Here is a 16,659-nt window from a genome sequence, read left to right on the forward strand (position 1 = left end):
TTGCACGATATTACCCTAGCGAGTGCAGTGATAGCAGCGCTTTTCTATCGCAGCTATCACTGTACTTACTACTTTTGCTGCTCTTGTGACAGTAACGCGTGAGTGGCTGTTAGCTTAGGCCTAAGCACTTAAACATCATCAACGCTTTGCTACCAACTCCTTTGGCGATCTGGTAGGGCGGATTTTAATGCAGCTTCGCTAACGTTTAACGCATCGGCAACAATCGTCAAATCTGCTTCTGGGCCGCCAGCATCACGCATCGCTTGCATCAATTTCTGTTGTGAAACCCCAAGTTTTTCTGCGGCTTGTTCAAACCCCGGAGGAGCCATATTACCTGGGCGTTGACTGCCGCCTCCTGGTGGTTCGTTACGCGTGATTTTGGTCCCCGCTGGTGGATGAGCACCCACACCTGCTTGCGCAGTGGTCGAAAAGTTATTCTTTGCTACCACACCTTTGAGGCATTTGGGCAAGTTAGGAAACTCATTGCTTGAATGATAGTGATAAGCACTGATATCACTATCACCGATGACTCCAGTGTGGCCGTTACATTCATCTATATCGGTAGGAATCACGTTATTTGCATCAATGCTGCCGTAAATGGGCACGCCGTCAAACGCATAGCCAAACAGCGCTGCAGGGTCTTGGGCTAGGTTAGTACAGTTGGCGTCAACGTGTGCATGGGCATACACGGTATCGATATCACTTGAAGTGCCGTGATAGTGATACCAGCCGCCTGGGTCGACGTGACCAGCACAGGTATCAAGGGCTGGTAAGTGACCTGTTTGCTTTACACTGGGGGCATCAGAAAATATTGGCACACCAGCCAGCGCAATGCCCACTTTTGATACTACGCCTAAACGTGTGGTTTTTTGCGCCATAACTGGGGTGGTGGGGATAAGCAGGGTGATTATAACGTCTTGATCTTCTGATACCTGAATGCAGGCATGATCGACTGTGGGTTTTGACGTTGCGTTATCCACTGTATGCACGGTGCCGTCTTCGTCATAAAAGGTATAGCCTTGATTATTTAACATGGTGAAAAAGGCTTTATCTAGCCGGTATAGACCTGCCTTAGTGCCATCCCAATCCCATATGCCGCCTTTATCATCTAACGTTTTAGGACAAAATGGCCCTATATCCATATCATCAGGTAGATACTTTACTACCAGTTTTGCACACTGGGCGTCATCGCCATTTTCTAAGGTACAGTCAACAATTTCTGGTTGTTTAGCCAAGGCGTTTAAGCTAAATAAGTTTATATCCACTTGCGACGCATTGGTGATCTTTGCTGAATAGGGTGCTTCGGTACTGGTGCTTTCACCGCCACAGGCGGATAACCATAAGGGGGCGCTCAGTGCGACGAATACCATTTTACCTGCTCTAGTAAATACGTTTTTGCCTGAGCGTGTGAACGGGATATTCATAGCGTTTAATAATTGACGGCTTGTCATACATTACCTTGTGATAACACGAGTTGGTTTGGCCTCAAAGAGACGAATTAGCGAACCCACGTCTGCGCTAATGTAAACATAAGTTCGGTTATTGGTTCAGTTTGCTGATAGGAGGATTATAACGTAATTTTTTATGCTGCTTAGTTATCAAGTGTGCAGAATTAGTGCAGATATGTTACGCGGTTTTCCTATACTTAATTAGCCCAGTGTTGTGAAGCGAATACACCGTATTTGGCCAGTCCAGAAAACACCCTGTGGTATATGTCTTTGGGCGTTTATAATTCCCTCGCGTTTTCGCGTATCTCCCGTTTGGGCACGTTATTGGCTTACGGTAAAAAGGGCGTGACTGGCAATATAAAGGCAAACATGCGTCAGGCAAGGCAACTCGCTGACTGATTAGATTTTATTGACACCAGGCGCATGGCAAGGGGAGCCTATCATTCGTGCTGCTCTTTGTAACTGGGCTATCAATGATAGCGATGTACAGCTAGTCATTGCAGCCCACAATATTATTTAAGCGGTAACATAAAGGAAAAAAAAGCGCGTAATGCTCTGGGCACAACGCGCTTTTTTAATTCACTTAACCTGTTTTAAAATACATAGCTGACGCTAAAAGTGGCGGTTCTCGGTAGAATATAACGGCCATTGGGTGCATTTGGGCTTCGTGGGTCGCCTTCGGTTAATGCGTCTTCGTCGGTGATGTTTTGCACCGCCAACTCGAACGTTAACCCTGAGTCACCTTGTAATATTAATCCGATGTCGAATTTTTCGTATCCATCTAATACGACGGTGTTTTCATTGTTGGCATATCGGTCATCTACCATAGAAACGGTGCCGTATAGGGTGGCAAAGAAGTCTTTAAATTCAAAATCGTAGCTGGGTGTTAAGCGTACTTGCCAACCTGGCTGACGTTGAGCTTCATTACCTTTATTGGTGGGGCTTGCAGTAATTTCAGTTTCTTGAATAGTCGAATTCAGCGAAAGAGAAAAGCCGTTGTCAGCAAAGTAATTCGCGTCTATTTCAACACCGAATGCTTCGTTGGTCAGGGTTTGTACCGGTGCACCTGGAACGGTTTGAAAACGATCACCTTCCACTTCGTTATAAAAACCCGTGGCGTATAGGGTGTAATTAGATTGGGCTAATTTGTAACCCAATTCTAATTGCGTTACGTCGATGATCAAATCGTCACCAGCAGAGAAACTATCGAAGCTTTCACGTAAATCATCGAAGTAGGGCATTTTACTCCCTTCGCTGTAGCGTAAAAATATTCCTTGTTCACGCTGTATCTGCCAGTTTACCCCAGCGGTAAACGCCACATCAGATTCGTCATATTGCACGGCTTTGGTGATAACGCCGTCTAAACCTTCATCTACCGTATAGTCGATGGTGTGGTTTTCATCGCGCACCCCTACGTCTGCGGTAATTGTATCGCTTAACTTATATTCGAACGCCGCGTAAATGGCTTTAGTCGTGCCATCGCCAGTAGCATTTATGTCGTAGTTCCAGTCGCAGCTATCTTGGCTATCATTACATGCGATACCTGTTAGGTTTTCTCCGCCCGGGCGAATAACATGATATGACTGATTACCTATGCTCCACCAATCATCGGATGAAAAATTCGCTACATATAATCCTAAAGATGCCTTAAATTTTTCTGTTTGTTTGGTGATCGCTACATCATTGGTGAATGACTCTATGTCTTTGCGCACAACCCAACGACCAACTTGCTGAACGAGAGTGTCGCCGTCATATATATCACCTGTGACGGCGCCGGTTGCGGACACGCCGTTGTCTGCCACGCTTGATAATAACGCTGGATCACCATTTGGCACTAACCCCAAAGTATCTGCATCACCTGAAAGGTGAGCGAAGCGGTCAACGAATGTCCAACCTTCGCCAAATTCTAAGTTGACGCTACCGCCAGTAACCGTGCCTTTCCAGCCGCGACCTTCACCAAAATCAACTGATTCAGATGTGCCATCAGGACCGTATTGGATGGTCGCTTGGCGATTTAAGGTGCCTAATTGAGTGTAATTATTGTCAACTCCTTCAATCAAAGGGGTAGGCAAGTACCATGCGCCGTGATCATCGGTGCTACGGGTGAAGAAGTTAATTTTACCATTGTCTAATACTTTTGTGATGTTTAGGGTGAACTGATTACCTTTTTCAGAGTTGAAACCAGCATCACGAATGCCCGGACTTTGCTGTACATAGCCACCAAACATAAAATACAGATCTTCCGCTAGTTTGCCTGACACCACCGCATCTATCCGCTGTAAGTCGTAATCTGAGGTTGAATATTTGATTGAGCCTTCGGTTTCATCAGACCCTTCTTTAAGTAAGAAGTTAGTGGTTAACCCGGGTTGTCCGCTGGACACAACAGAAGCAGGACCACCACGTAAGGCATCAACAATTTCAATAGTTTCGTCAATACGAAACAAAGATGAATTCTCTAAAAACGACAATGTAGAAGGCGGGAAAATCGGCACGCCTTGGACTTGCAAGGTTAAAAATGGCGCGTCGCCGCCACCCGGAAAACCACGTACAAATACATTAGCACCCGCTACACCACCAGAGCTTTCAGCCCATACGCCAGGTATGGCTTTAAATAAATCCGCTGTGCTCTTAGGGGCAAGTTTTTTAATGTCTGCGGCGCTAATAAGGGTTGTGGCATAACTGGCTTCGACTTTACGTACAGCCGTACCGCTGGCACTACCTGTCACAACGATTTGTTCTATAAAATTATTCTCATCTGGTTTTTGTTGCTCGGCTTCTTGTTGTGCCAACGCGGTGTTTGGTAGCACTAGTGCTAGTGCAACGCCAATGGCAAGAGAGTGCTGTTTGTGTGTTGTTAAATTCATGTATATAACCATCCGTTTTCTAGTGTGTTGTAAACGATATGTAAAAATGCAAACGATTGCAATTGGTATTTTGCAATCCTTTGCATTTGTGTGCGGAGTTAATTGATTTAACTGGGAATTTGTTTTTTTATGGTCGAGCGATAAGGTGTAGTCTTATAAAAAAACGATTACACTAGGGATAACAGACATTGTTGATAATGCGTATTTTTGTGCTTACCTTAGGGCATGTTAACCTATATAGCGCATAATTTAGTTTAGGTAATTGATTGAAAAATAATAAAAAATTAAACTTGAATGACTTAGCCGAATTGGCGGGGGTGTCCACATCTACCGTATCCCGAGCGCTAAGTGATAATCCGATTATAAAGAAAGAAACTCGCGTGCGTATTCAAGCATTAGCTGAGCAGCATAACTTCAGTATTAACACTGCGGCGAGTCGTTTACGCACACAAAAGACCAACGTTGTGGCGGTTATTCTTAATCTAATTGATCACACTGAGCAGAGCATCAGTGATCCGTTCTTGTTAAAAATTGTCGCTGACTTGAATCAAGCATTAAACAGCAAAGGCTATGATTTGTTGTTGTCTAATTCATTTATGGCCACAGACAATTGGGCTAACTATTTCATTAATAGTCAGCGGGCTGACGGCTTGATAGTCGTAGGGCAGGGAAAAAGCGACGAGAAAGTGCAAGAAGTGGCTGCTACAGGGGTGCCCATGGTTGTGTGGGGCGACCCGCTGCGTGATTCAAGCTATCCAACAGTTGGCAGTAATAACCGCTTAGGCGGCGAGCTTGCCACCGAGCATTTATTGCACGGTGGCTGCAAAAATATCTTATTTTTAGGCGACCCTGAACATATGGAAATGACCGGGCGCTATCTTGGTTATCAAGACGCATTAGCAAAAAATGCACGGGCGTTTGACCCTACATTTACGGTCGCTATCGATATTACGAGTCGTGCCGCATACGAAAAAATAGGTGAGCTGATCCTAAGTAGAGGGCTCTTTTTTGATGGTATTGTGGCATGTAGTGATATGGTTGCATTAGGCGCCATTCGTGCATTGAAAGAGCGTTATATCGGTATACCAAATGACGTGGCCGTGGTTGGCTTTGACGACATATTGATGGCAGAGTTGTCATACCCGTCGTTAACAACTATTAAACAAAATACTTTAAGAGCCTCCCAGATCATGGTTGATAAGCTGATTGCGCAACTTAACGGCCAAAAAGTCGGCTCATCTGTCGTTGATATAGAACTTGTGACGCGACAATCAAGCAAACATAACGTATAAATCGTCGTCCCAAATTTTTCATAAATGAAATTGCAAACGTTTGCATTTTTTTAACTTACGTTTTACACTTTGCCCTAATCACACTAGCGTAGACCTAAACTATGAATCGAATGCTCACCATTGTTGCTATCTCACTGTGTTATTTTGTTTTTGCCGTTTTGCTCAATAGTGTGGGTACGGTGATATTGCAATCGCTCACCAGTTTTGATGTCTCAAAGAGCGATGCGAGCACGTTAGAAGGCTTCAAGGATTTGTCTATTGCCTTTGTGTCTTTTTTCGTCGCGTCGTTTATTCCCCGAATTGGTTATCAAGTGGCCTTATGTATCGGGCTTGTGATGGTTGCTGTGGTGTGTCTTTTAACCCCCCTGTTTGCTGAATTCTTCTTTATCAAAATCCTTTTCGCCACCATAGGTACCGCCTTTGCCTTAGTCAAAATATCAGTCTACTCACTTATCGGTCAGCTAAGTGTTGATACTAAAAGTCATTCATCACTGATGAACACCGTAGAGGGGATCTTTATGATTGGCGTGTTGTCTGGCTACTGGGTATTTAGCAGCTTTATTAACCCAGACAGTCCTGCCTCTCTTGAATGGCTCAATGTATATTATTTATTGGGTGGATTAATCGCAATAGCGGCTGTGTTTGTCTACTTTGCACCTATAGAGCGCGAGCCTTTTATGCCAAACGAAGCGGGGGCAATGAGCGAATTTACCGATATGCTGAAGCTGACTTACCAGCCTTTGGTACTGATTTTTGTTATATCGATTTTTCTATACGTATTAGTGGAGCAAGGTATAGGGTCTTGGTTACCGACTTTTAACCGAGAGGTGTTAGGTTTGCCCGTAAATATCAGTATTCAAATCACCAGTATCTTTGCCGCCATGATCGCAGTTGGCCGTTTGTTAGCGGGCGTCATTTTAAGATTCGTGCCTTGGTACGTATTTGTAAATAGCTGTTTAGTGATGATGTTTTTAACCATTGTTTTGACCTTACCTATGACTGAAAACCTCCCTGATGGAGTAGTGAATGGCCTATTTAGTGCCCCGCTTGCAGCGTATTTATTGCCTGCTATTGGTTTATTTATGGCACCTATTTATCCGCTTATTAACTCGGTCATGCTCAGTGCTTTGCCTAATCATCAGCATGCCAAAATGACTGGCCTTATCGTGATATTTTCAGCGTTGGGTGGTACGTTAGGTTCAATTTTGACCGGTACTATTTTTGAGAAATTTGGCGGACAACATGCTTTTTACATGTCACTTATTCCCATAGTTATGATCATTATCAGTCTGTATTTGTTTAAAAAAATATCGACGGAACCGAATAAAAACTGCCTACAAGGAGCCTAATTGAATGCGCCAAGCAAATTCATTTGATCACGAAAGTCTCGCCTTTTTTGACTCAGGGTTATTTAAACGAATTCAACTCGCTGGGTTATTTAATGACAGTAAAACCTTATGTGATGCGACGCCCAATAGCAGTTGGTTAGCGCTAGTTGCGTTATACGAAAAAGACAAACTGGTAGACGATTTCAGTCTTAGTGAATTCGTTAGCCAACATTTTACCTTACCAGAGGAAATCGTTTTAAATGACAGCGATTGTCCTGCCTCACTGATTGAGTATATTCAAAGTCTGTGGCCTAAATTAACGCGAGCGCCGGATAGCGAGCAAAGCAACAGTACATTGATGGCGTTACGCCATCCTTATATTATTCCTGGAGGTCGTTTTCGCGAGATATATTACTGGGACAGTTATTTTACTGCTTTGGGATTAAAACTGTCACAACACACTAGCTTAATTGAATCTATGGTTTTGAATTTTATCGACTTACAAGAAACGCTAGGCTGTATACCGAACGGTAATCGAAGCTACTATTATTCCCGCTCTCAGCCTCCGGTTTTGGCAATGATGGTTGAGTTGTGTATGCAAAAAAACGACTCCATTGACCGTGATTTTATGCAACGAAGCCTGGCGGGTATGGAGCAAGAATATCGGTTCTGGATGCATGGGCAAGACAAACTCAACGGTTCAGGCGATGCGTGTTATCGCACAGTAAAAATGCCCTGTGGTGCAGTATTAAACCGTTATTGGGATAATTTATCGACGCCGCGCAGCGAATCCTATTTAGAAGATGTCGAATTAGCGTCTGAATTTGCCATGTCCGAACGGGCAGACTTTTATCGTCATATTCGCGCAGCGTGTGAGTCCGGCTGGGATTTCAGTTCTCGCTGGTTCGCAAATGAAAGGACGCTCGCATCTATTCAAACGACTAGCATTATACCTGTGGATTTGAATTGCTTATTGTATCGCTTAGAAGCGACCTTAGGTAAGTATCACAATATGATGGGTCAATATGCACAAGGGGCAGATTTTGAAGCATTGGCCGCGAGGCGTAAAAAAGCCATAGATCATTATTGTTGGTCGTCTGAACAAGGTTTTTATTTTGATTATCAGTTTGAACAGCAGCAGCGTCTTAATGTGCGTTCTTTGGCCGCATGCTTACCGCTGTTTGTTAATATTGCCAGTGAAAAACAAGCGCAGTGTGTGAAGGACGCCCTTATCGGAGAATTTCTAAAAGATGGCGGCTTAGTAACTACACTCAATACGAGTGGTCAGCAATGGGACTCGCCAAATGGATGGGCACCTTTACAATGGTTTGCTGTTGTAGGTTTACGTAATTATGGTTATGTACAAGACGGCAACGATATTATGCAGCGATGGCTAAAAACAGTGGGCGAACATTTTACCTCAAGCGGTAATATTATGGAGAAATACAACGTGCAAATGCCTGATAGTCTAGCTGACGGTGGAGAATATGCAGTGCAGCAGGGGTTCGGTTGGACCAATGGCGTAACGTTGGCGTTCTGCGATTTATTAGCCCAATAATGGGCCAAAAAAGGCTCAATAGCTGAACCTATTTCCCATCTCTAACACAATAAGATTAGTGATAATGACAAGCCCCTAAGTTGAGTGGACGTAGGGGCTTATCGGGCACAAAGGTTTAAAACTTCGCTTTCACACCAATTTGAAAGCGACGTCCAGAGTATTGAACGAGTGTGACGCGTTCACGCACATCAGCATATTCCACGATCTTTTCGTTAGTCAGGTTGATGGCTTCAGCACTGACAGTGAAGGTTTCATTGATGTCATAAGAGGTACTGAAATCGAACTGACCATAGTCTTGTACGTGTTGTGGCAACCCATTGCTACCGATGACTGGGCCTGAACGGTACTTCAAGTAACTGTCACGCCAGTTATAGGCTAAACGCGCTTGAAAGCCGTCTTTATCGTAAAAACCAATGATGTTGTAAGCATTCTTTGAGAAACCCTCTAAACCACTTCCTGCGGATAGCACGTTCTCGCGCGCTATTTCATCATTAGCAGCTTCGCTATCTTTGCTGTCTGTGAAGGTGTAGTTGGCTTGAATACCGAAACCACTTAACCAACTTGGCAAGTAATCGAAGTAATGCAGTGCGGCTATTTCTATACCACTGACTTTACCGCCGCTGCGATTGGCTTGTTCTTCTGAATATTCATAAAAGCTGCCCCAATTTTGGTTCACCGCCACGTAACCGGTGTCTTTTTGTATGGTTTTTTGTGAAATAAAGGTGCCAATGTCTTTGTAAAATAAACCGGCTGAGTAGGCATTACCGTTATCTTCATAATACTCTAATGATAAATCGTACTGCGTGGCTTCATACGGATTTAAATAGGGGTTGCCACTTTTAGTGTTGTATTGATCTGCACGAATTCTAAGAGGATAGGTGCTGTTAACGCCGGTATCTTCAAGTGCTGGGCGAGTGATCACTTTTGCAGCAGCGCCTTTTATAAAGAAGCCATTGGCAAAGTCAACACTCACGTTGGCGCTAGGTAATACGTGGGAATAGTCTTTGTTAGCAGTTAAGGCTTCGGGCTCGGTATAGTCAATTTCTACAATAACCCCTTCATTTTGTTCGTAAACATCGAGAATAGATTCACGGAACTTACGATGACCAGTGGATGAGGTTTTGGTTTTTACATAGCGCAGTCCCACATTACCGGTGACGCTGATATCGTCAAAATCGGCTTCTAAATTAAGCTGAGTATAAAGCGCCATTGTTTCTTCGGTGTTAGACACTGATTCAGCAGGCTGCAGATATTCTTGGGTCCAGTTTGGTTCTTGACGAATATCAGCGATAGCTTGTTTATAAGCATCAAAATCTTTTAATAAAACAAAGTTACGTGGGAAATTACCACTTTCATCGGCTAAAAAGTTTTCGTTATTTACTTGGAATAAACCGTCGTCCAAATCTATGTGTTGCCCACAGGTGTTGTAAGGCAAAAAGGTATTATCAAACAGATATTGCTCGTCAGGGGTGTTGATTTCAGGTTGTACCCAAAGATCGGTGTTGTAACAGCCGTGATTGATTTTGAATACTGACTGCGACTTTTCGCGATCTGAGTAAGCAACACCCATATCAATTGACGTTAGCATCCCAGAGTCTAGCGTATAGCTTGCATCAAACTTGGCTTCGAATATTTCATCTTCCAATTCCTTGTGTTGAATATCATTCCAATGGGTGCGAATGGCAGCTGGGTTATCATATTCTACTGAGGTATCGATAGACATAATGTCGCCATAGTTATCAATATTTAAGTAGTCTTGGGCGGTGAGCCCTTTTATTTGCCCGTCGATATAGTTAGGATCATATATTCCTAATGAATCATCGTAATTAGGGTTAATTGCATGAGCGACTAGCGTATTCGCTTTAGGCGTTGACGTTGATTTTGAATAAGCGAAATCTGTCGCAAACTTCCAGCTACCGCGATAAAACTGGCTGTTTAAGCCAAGGGCTAAGGTGTCTGAATCTTGACCGCGTTCTTGCATCAACACATCAATGGGTTTTTGATTTCTCACCCCTTCAAGCAGAGTATAGTTTTCAGAGACCACTACATCGCTCCAACCCGAACCTTGCAGTGGGACTTGAATACCATTGCTACCGGCTTGGCGACTAAGGTCTGTGTATAACACATCAAATGTATGGATCGTGTCATCATTCGGTTGCCATTGAAATGTTACGTTTGCACTGGTACGTTCACGCTCTTCGGTATCTAACGTAAATGTGCCACGTCCAGGATACCAAATGGTTCCTTCGGTAACTTCCTGACCATTCACGTCAACAGTTGGGCCAGTGATCCACGTGTCGTTATCAGCCTGAAATGATCCCCAGTGTGTGGTGCCTGCTGCATCAATTCTGTTCGTGCTTTTTTGGCGAGAAAAACCAAATAAAATGCCAAATTCGTCATCAGCAAAGGTATTGCTAATGATTGCAGAAATCTTATTGCCGTAATCTTCTGCTAAATCGTTGTAGCTTATATTGGCTGATGTTGCAGCGTGAAACCCTGTGCTGTTAAGAGGGCGTGCAGTAGATACGTTGACATAGGCACCCAAACTGCCTTCTGCAATATTCGCGCGAGAGGCTTTAATTACATCCGCGCCGGAGATCAATTCAGATGGTAATGACTGAAAGTCGAATTCGCGGCCACGGTCTGTGGTTGCAATAGTACGGTTATTGACTTTTACCGCGTTAAATTGTGGACCCATGCCACGTACAGATATTTTAGCCCCTTCACCGTTATTTCGAGAAATCATTACACCTGTAATACGTTGCAAGGACTCAGCTACGTTTTGGTCTGGGAACTTACCAATGTCCTCAGCCACTATGCTGTCTTGAATTGAGGGGGCTGTTTTCTTTAGATCCATCGCTTCGCTCAGACTGCTTCTGATCCCGCGCACCTGAATTACTTCAGTTTGGTCTTCTTCTTGAGCAAAACCCGTTGGACTTAACAGTGCTGCTGAAATCGCAATACTCAACGGTAATAAACGGTAGTGGCTAGCTAAAATCATCATGGTGTCCTTGTGAAGTCACTCTATATGCGACATGTTGCAAATAGAGGTCAGTTGTTAATACCGTGTAATTTAGCAGAAACAAACATTTTAACAAGTTAAACATATGATGTTTGTTGCTGTTTTTTATATATTTGCGATAAAGCACGGGTAACCGAGATGAAATTAGGAGTTGAAGACCGGGTAAATCAAAAAATCAATGAACTGAATAAGTGGGTCGCTATTTAGTTATGATTTTATCCGCTATTTCCTTAGGTTCGCCGATGACATTGGGTATGATATCCCTGAATAATAAAAGTCGAACCAATGACTGATAGAAGTACACATCAACGCAGGGAACAAAATGAATCTAAAACACCTTATTAAACCACTGTTATTCAGCGCGCTGACATGCTGTGGCGCTTCATCTTTTGCAACAGATAACCAGACAGGTACTGCGCCCGCTAATTGGCCTAGCGTACAGTACGACGACACTATTCCTGATATGCACGCTGTGTTGGGTTATAGCGTGGGAGAGCGTATTACGTCTCATGGTGACATGTTGCGGTTTTTTGAGTCATTGCAAAAAGCTGCGCCTAAGCACATTAAAATATTTGAATATGGTGAAACATGGGAAGGAAGAAAGCTCATTTTTGCAGCTATTGGCAATGAGCAAAATATCGCTAACTTGGCAGAATTCTCCGACGGTATGCAGGCCTTATCAGATCCTAGAATCACCCATAAAAGCGAAGCTAAAAATCTAATAAACGATTTACCTGCTTCGGTGTGGTTAGAATATAGTGTGCATGGTAATGAAATAAGCAGTACGGATGCAGCGATGATGACGGCCTATCATTTACTGGCTGGCAAAGATGATGCAACGGTCAAAAACGTGCTACAAAACAGCATTGTGTTTATTGATCCTCTACAAAATCCAGATGGCCGCAGTCGTTTTATTGCGAACTACTACTCTTCTGTGGGTATGGAGCACAGCGGTGACCGATTAAGCGCCGAGCACAATGAACCTTGGCCACGGGGCAGGGCTAACCATTATTTGTTTGATATGAATCGCGATTGGTTAGCGATTACCCAGCCTGAAACCAAAGGTCGCATTGCCAGCATGAATCACTATCGCCCTTTGGTTGTTATTGATTTACACGAAATGGGCGGGGATGAAAGTTATTACTTTGCTCCGTCAGCCCAGCCAGTGAATCCGCACATGACACAAGCACAAATAGAAAATATCAATTTAGTTGGGCGTAATAATGCTAAGCATTTTGATGCGAATGGTTTTGACTATTTTACCCGCGATATATTTGATGCATTCTACCCAGGTTACGGTGATAGCTGGCCAACTTTTTATGGAGCAGCAGCTTCAACTTATGAAGTTGCCTCGTCACGGGGTGAGATATTCCGAGGTTTAGATGGCAAAAATTTACGTTATGAAGATACGGTATTGCGTCATTTCGTCGCGTCAATGTCGACGGCTGAAACCGTCGCTAATAATCGTACTAAACTACTGAAGGATTATTACCAATATCAAGTAGACGCCATTGATGCGGGTAAATCAGACAAAAAAGAGCGTGTGTTTATTTTGCCTAATAAACGAGACCGTGCTGGTAACTTCAAACTCGCTAAATTGATGACCGAGCACGGGGTTAACGTCTACCAAACCACTGATAAAGTGAAACTGTGTGGCGAAACCTATGCGTCTGGCAGTTATTACATCGACACTGCACAACCTCGTGGTCGTTTTGTAAAAACCACATTCACTAAGCAAGTCGACATGAGTAAAGCATTTATCAAAGAGCAAGAGCGTCGCCGTGACCGTAAACTTGGAGACCAAATTTATGATGTTACAGGTTGGTCGTTACCTCTTATGTATAACCTTGATGTAGAAACGTGTGGCAAAGGCGTCTCAGGGGATCATCGGTTGGTGACAATAAGCGATACCCTAGAGGGTAATGTGACCAACCCTAATGCGTCAGTTGCTTATATTGTACCTTGGGGTGATATGGCCGCAGGGCGGTTTTTGACTGCGGCGTTGCGCCAAGGTGTAGTGATTAAAACTGCCGACCGTGCATTTACTTTAGATGATCAAAAACGTTATCCCGCTGGTAGCTTAATTATAGAAGTGGCAACCAATGACGATGATATTGCGACAAAGGTACAACATTTAGCCAGTTCAAGTGGTGCGTTGGTCGACGGTGTTAATACTAGTTGGGTAACTGATGGTCCTAGTTTTGGTAGCAATGATACTCACCAGATGAGCGCTCCCAAAATTGCCATGGCGTGGGATGAACCCACGTCATCGTTAAGTGCTGGCAGTACCCGGTTTGTTATTGAGCAACAATTCGGTTATCCGGTTAACGCTATTCGCACTGCGACGTTGGCTAACGCTGATTTGCGTCATTACCAAGTGCTTATTTTACCTGCTGGACAATATCAAACTGGCTTAGGTAAAGCGGGAGCCGATAATATAATGCAATGGGTTGAATCGGGCGGTGTTCTTATCACTCTTGGCAGTGCAACACGTTTTGCAGCGGATGCAGATATAGGTTTACTGGATGTAAAACGCGAATTGGCTATTACCGATGACAGTAATGACAAAGAATCAGAAACTGACGCATCGACAGTTAAGGGCAAAGCCTATAGCAAACACGCTGACTTGGTTAAAGACAGCGAAAACCTAACAGAGAGTCCTGATTTTGTTGCAGGAATATTGGCCAATGTAGAAGTTGATCAAGAACACTGGCTAACTGCTGGCGTCCCGTCAGACGTTGTCGGTTTGGTCTACGGTGATGATATTTTCACGCCGATTCGTTTGGCTTCAGGCAAAAACTTAGCTTGGTTCAAGGGCGAAAAAGACGTATTGGCAAGTGGCTATTTATGGCAAGAAAACAAAAAACAGTTGGCATATAAACCATTTTTAATTCACCAACCAAGTGGCAATGGAATGGTTATCGCTTTTACACAAGAGCCCACCACACGGGCTTATCTTGATGGTTTGAATGTGATGTTATTGAATGCTATTTTCAGTGCGCCAGCTCATGCTTATGTAGCGAAATAATAAGTGTACCTAGCACTGACTTAACGTTAATTCGTTAAAGATAAAAATGCCAAGTGGCCTAAGCCACTTGGCATTTTTTTGTTTGTACTATTTTTGTTTACGTTATATTGAGTGATTTAGTTGGCTTATTCTGCCAAGTGTTTGGCATGAAAACGCAAATGGTCTTCAATGAAGCTACTGATAAAAAAGTAACTGTGATCGTACCCTTCATGGTAGCGAAAATCAGCCGGGTAGTTCATCTCTAGTGCAACATCTTCAAGTGGTTTAGCCAATTTTTGTGTTTCATAAAAATCATCCGCTAACCCTTGGTCGATTAACATAGGGATCTGTAAGAAATGACCTTGTTGACGCATTAACTCGCAGCTATCGTATTGTTGCCAGTCGCTTTTATCATTGCCTAAATAATGACTAAAGGCTTTTTGTCCCCAAGGGCAATTAACTGGATTTACGATAGGCGAAAAGGCTGACACTGAGGTAAACCGCTTCACATTTGATAAAGCAATCATTAATGCGCCATGGCCGCCCATTGAATGCCCTGCAATTGCTGCTTTATCTTGTACCTTAAAGCGTTGCTGAATAATACTGGGCAGTTCATCAACAATATAATCGTACATCCGGTAGTGCGTGGCCCAAGGCGCTTGCGTGGCATTAATATAAAACCCTGCACCTAAACCTAAGTCATAAGCCTGGTCATCAGCATCGGGTACACCTTCGCCTCGCGGGCTGGTGTCAGGCATAACGAGCATAATGCCCAGTTCACTGGCAATACGTTGTGCCCCCGCTTTGGTCACGAAATTTTCATCAGTGCAGGTTAGGCCACTTAGCCAATACACCACGGGTAGGGTATTTCCTTGCTCAGCAGCTGGAGGCAAATACACGCTAAAGGTCATTTCACAGTTTAATGTACTCGATTGATGACTAAAGCGTTTTTGCCAACCGCCAAAACAACGGTTAGCTGCTATTTCAATAAGGGTTGCCGCTGCATTCATTAATAGTGCACCACAGAACGAATAGACTTACCTTCGTGCATTAAATCAAATGCAGTGTTGATATCTTCAAGTGGCATGGTGTGGGTGATAAATGTGTCTAACTCGAATTCGCCATCCATGTAGCGTTGAACATAGTCGGGTAGCTGACTACGGCCTTTTACACCGCCAAATGCTGAGCCGCGCCATACGCGCCCAGTCACTAACTGAAATGGTCGAGTGGATATTTCTTGTCCTGCACCGGCCACACCGATGATGACTGATTCGCCCCAGCCTTTGTGGCAACACTCTAATGCTGAGCGCATGACATTAACGTTTCCAATACATTCAAATGAATAATCTACGCCACCGTCTGTCATCTCGACTATTACTTCTTGAATGGATTTGTCGTAATCTTTAGGATTTACCACGTCAGTGGCGCCTAGTTGTTTGGCAATTTTAAATTTATCTTCGTTCACATCAATCGCAATGATACGGCTTGCTTTAGCCATTTTTGCGCCAATTAATACGGATAGCCCTATACCGCCTAGGCCAAACACTGCAACTGTATCGCCTTCTTTAACTTTAGCAGTATTGGTGACAGCACCCATACCTGTCGTGACGCCACAGCCTAGTAAACACACTTTTTCTAACGGGGCTTCCTTAGGGATTTTTGCCAGAGCGATTTCAGCGACTACGGTATGTTCCGCGAAGGTCGATGTACCCATATAATGATAAATAGGCTTGCCATTTTTAGAAAAACGCGTGGTGCCATCAGGCATTAAACCTTTGCCTTGAGTCGCGCGAATGGCTTGGCATAAGTTAGTTTTGCCAGACAAGCAATATTTACACTTACCGCATTCAGGCGTATATAAGGGGATAACGTGATCGCCAACTTCAACCGAGGTAACGCCTTCGCCTATGGCTTCAACAATACCCGCACCTTCGTGGCCTAAAATAGCAGGGAATATGCCTTCAGGGTCATCGCCAGATAGGGTATAGGCATCGGTATGACATACGCCAGTCGCGATAATTTTAACCAGTACTTCGCCTTTTTGTGGCGGCATTAAATCAACTTCTTCAATCGTCAAGGGTTCGCCAGCTGCCCAAGCAACCGCCGCACGGGTTTTAATACTTTGCATTATTGTATAATC

At 43.8% G+C, this 16,659-nt stretch carries 9 protein-coding genes; 4 read left to right on the forward strand and 5 right to left on the reverse strand.

The window, feature by feature from the left end; all coding sequences use genetic code 11:
- Positions 1–149: 149 nt before the first annotated feature.
- Together GQS54_RS08410 and GQS54_RS08415 are read right to left on the reverse strand one after the other, a co-directional pair.
- On the reverse strand, positions 150–1,451 hold the full coding sequence (locus GQS54_RS08410) for a YHYH protein (protein ID WP_166423558.1): 1,302 nt from the start codon (positions 1,449–1,451) through the stop codon (positions 150–152).
- 590 nt (positions 1,452–2,041) lie between these two features.
- Positions 2,042–4,312, reverse strand: a complete 2,271-nt coding sequence (locus tag GQS54_RS08415; RefSeq protein WP_240919870.1) for a TonB-dependent receptor — start codon at positions 4,310–4,312, stop codon at positions 2,042–2,044.
- A 266-nt stretch (positions 4,313–4,578) separates the two neighbouring features.
- On the opposite strand from GQS54_RS08415, the gene GQS54_RS08420 reads away from it, so the two are divergent.
- The 3 genes from GQS54_RS08420 (at position 4,579) to treF (ending at position 8,490) form a co-directional block, all read left to right on the forward strand.
- The gene (locus tag GQS54_RS08420; protein WP_166423559.1) at positions 4,579–5,604 is read left to right on the forward strand and encodes a substrate-binding domain-containing protein; all 1,026 of its coding nucleotides are present in this window, start codon (positions 4,579–4,581) and stop codon (positions 5,602–5,604) included.
- A 101-nt stretch (positions 5,605–5,705) separates the two neighbouring features.
- Positions 5,706–6,953, forward strand: a complete 1,248-nt coding sequence (locus GQS54_RS08425; protein ID WP_240919871.1) for an MFS transporter — start codon at positions 5,706–5,708, stop codon at positions 6,951–6,953.
- Between the two features lie 4 nt (positions 6,954–6,957).
- A complete protein-coding gene (treF, locus tag GQS54_RS08430; protein ID WP_166423560.1) occupies positions 6,958–8,490 on the forward strand; it encodes an alpha,alpha-trehalase TreF in 1,533 nt (510 codons plus the stop codon).
- Positions 8,491–8,605: 115 nt separating this feature from the next.
- Here the strand turns inward: treF and GQS54_RS08435 are convergent, their stop codons facing one another.
- The gene (locus GQS54_RS08435; protein ID WP_240919872.1) at positions 8,606–11,494 is read right to left on the reverse strand and encodes a TonB-dependent receptor; all 2,889 of its coding nucleotides are present in this window, start codon (positions 11,492–11,494) and stop codon (positions 8,606–8,608) included.
- A 340-nt stretch (positions 11,495–11,834) separates the two neighbouring features.
- Between GQS54_RS08435 and GQS54_RS08440 the strand changes: the two genes are divergently transcribed.
- Positions 11,835–14,540 (forward strand): M14 family metallopeptidase, encoded by a 2,706-nt coding sequence (locus tag GQS54_RS08440; RefSeq protein WP_166423561.1) that lies wholly within the window; start codon positions 11,835–11,837, stop codon positions 14,538–14,540.
- 125 nt (positions 14,541–14,665) lie between these two features.
- On the opposite strand, the gene fghA is transcribed toward GQS54_RS08440, so the two are convergent.
- Together fghA and GQS54_RS08450 are read right to left on the reverse strand one after the other, a co-directional pair.
- Entirely contained in the window at positions 14,666–15,529 is an 864-nt protein-coding gene (fghA, locus tag GQS54_RS08445) for an S-formylglutathione hydrolase (protein WP_166423562.1), read from the reverse strand.
- Entirely contained in the window at positions 15,529–16,647 is a 1,119-nt protein-coding gene (locus GQS54_RS08450) for an S-(hydroxymethyl)glutathione dehydrogenase/class III alcohol dehydrogenase (RefSeq protein ID WP_166423563.1), read from the reverse strand. The genes fghA and GQS54_RS08450 overlap by 1 nt, the downstream gene beginning before the upstream one ends.
- Positions 16,648–16,659: the final 12 nt, after the last annotated feature.

Source organism: Paraglaciecola sp. 20A4 (assembly GCF_011378905.1).
Classification (GTDB): domain Bacteria; phylum Pseudomonadota; class Gammaproteobacteria; order Enterobacterales; family Alteromonadaceae; genus Paraglaciecola.

Bases quoted from the DNA above. Each gene is read 5' to 3' on its own strand.
- GQS54_RS08415 (WP_240919870.1), bottom strand. From the start codon at position 4,312: ATGAATTTAACAACACACAAACAGCACTCTCTTGCCATTGGCGTTGCA.
- GQS54_RS08435 (WP_240919872.1), bottom strand. From the start codon at position 11,494: ATGATGATTTTAGCTAGCCACTACCGTTTATTACCGTTGAGTATTGCG.
- GQS54_RS08440 (WP_166423561.1), top strand. From the start codon at position 11,835: ATGAATCTAAAACACCTTATTAAACCACTGTTATTCAGCGCGCTGACA.
- GQS54_RS08425 (WP_240919871.1), top strand. From the start codon at position 5,706: ATGAATCGAATGCTCACCATTGTTGCTATCTCACTGTGTTATTTTGTT.
- treF (WP_166423560.1), top strand. From the start codon at position 6,958: ATGCGCCAAGCAAATTCATTTGATCACGAAAGTCTCGCCTTTTTTGAC.
- GQS54_RS08410 (WP_166423558.1), bottom strand. From the start codon at position 1,451: ATGACAAGCCGTCAATTATTAAACGCTATGAATATCCCGTTCACACGC.
- fghA (WP_166423562.1), bottom strand. From the start codon at position 15,529: ATGAATGCAGCGGCAACCCTTATTGAAATAGCAGCTAACCGTTGTTTT.
- GQS54_RS08450 (WP_166423563.1), bottom strand. From the start codon at position 16,647: ATGCAAAGTATTAAAACCCGTGCGGCGGTTGCTTGGGCAGCTGGCGAA.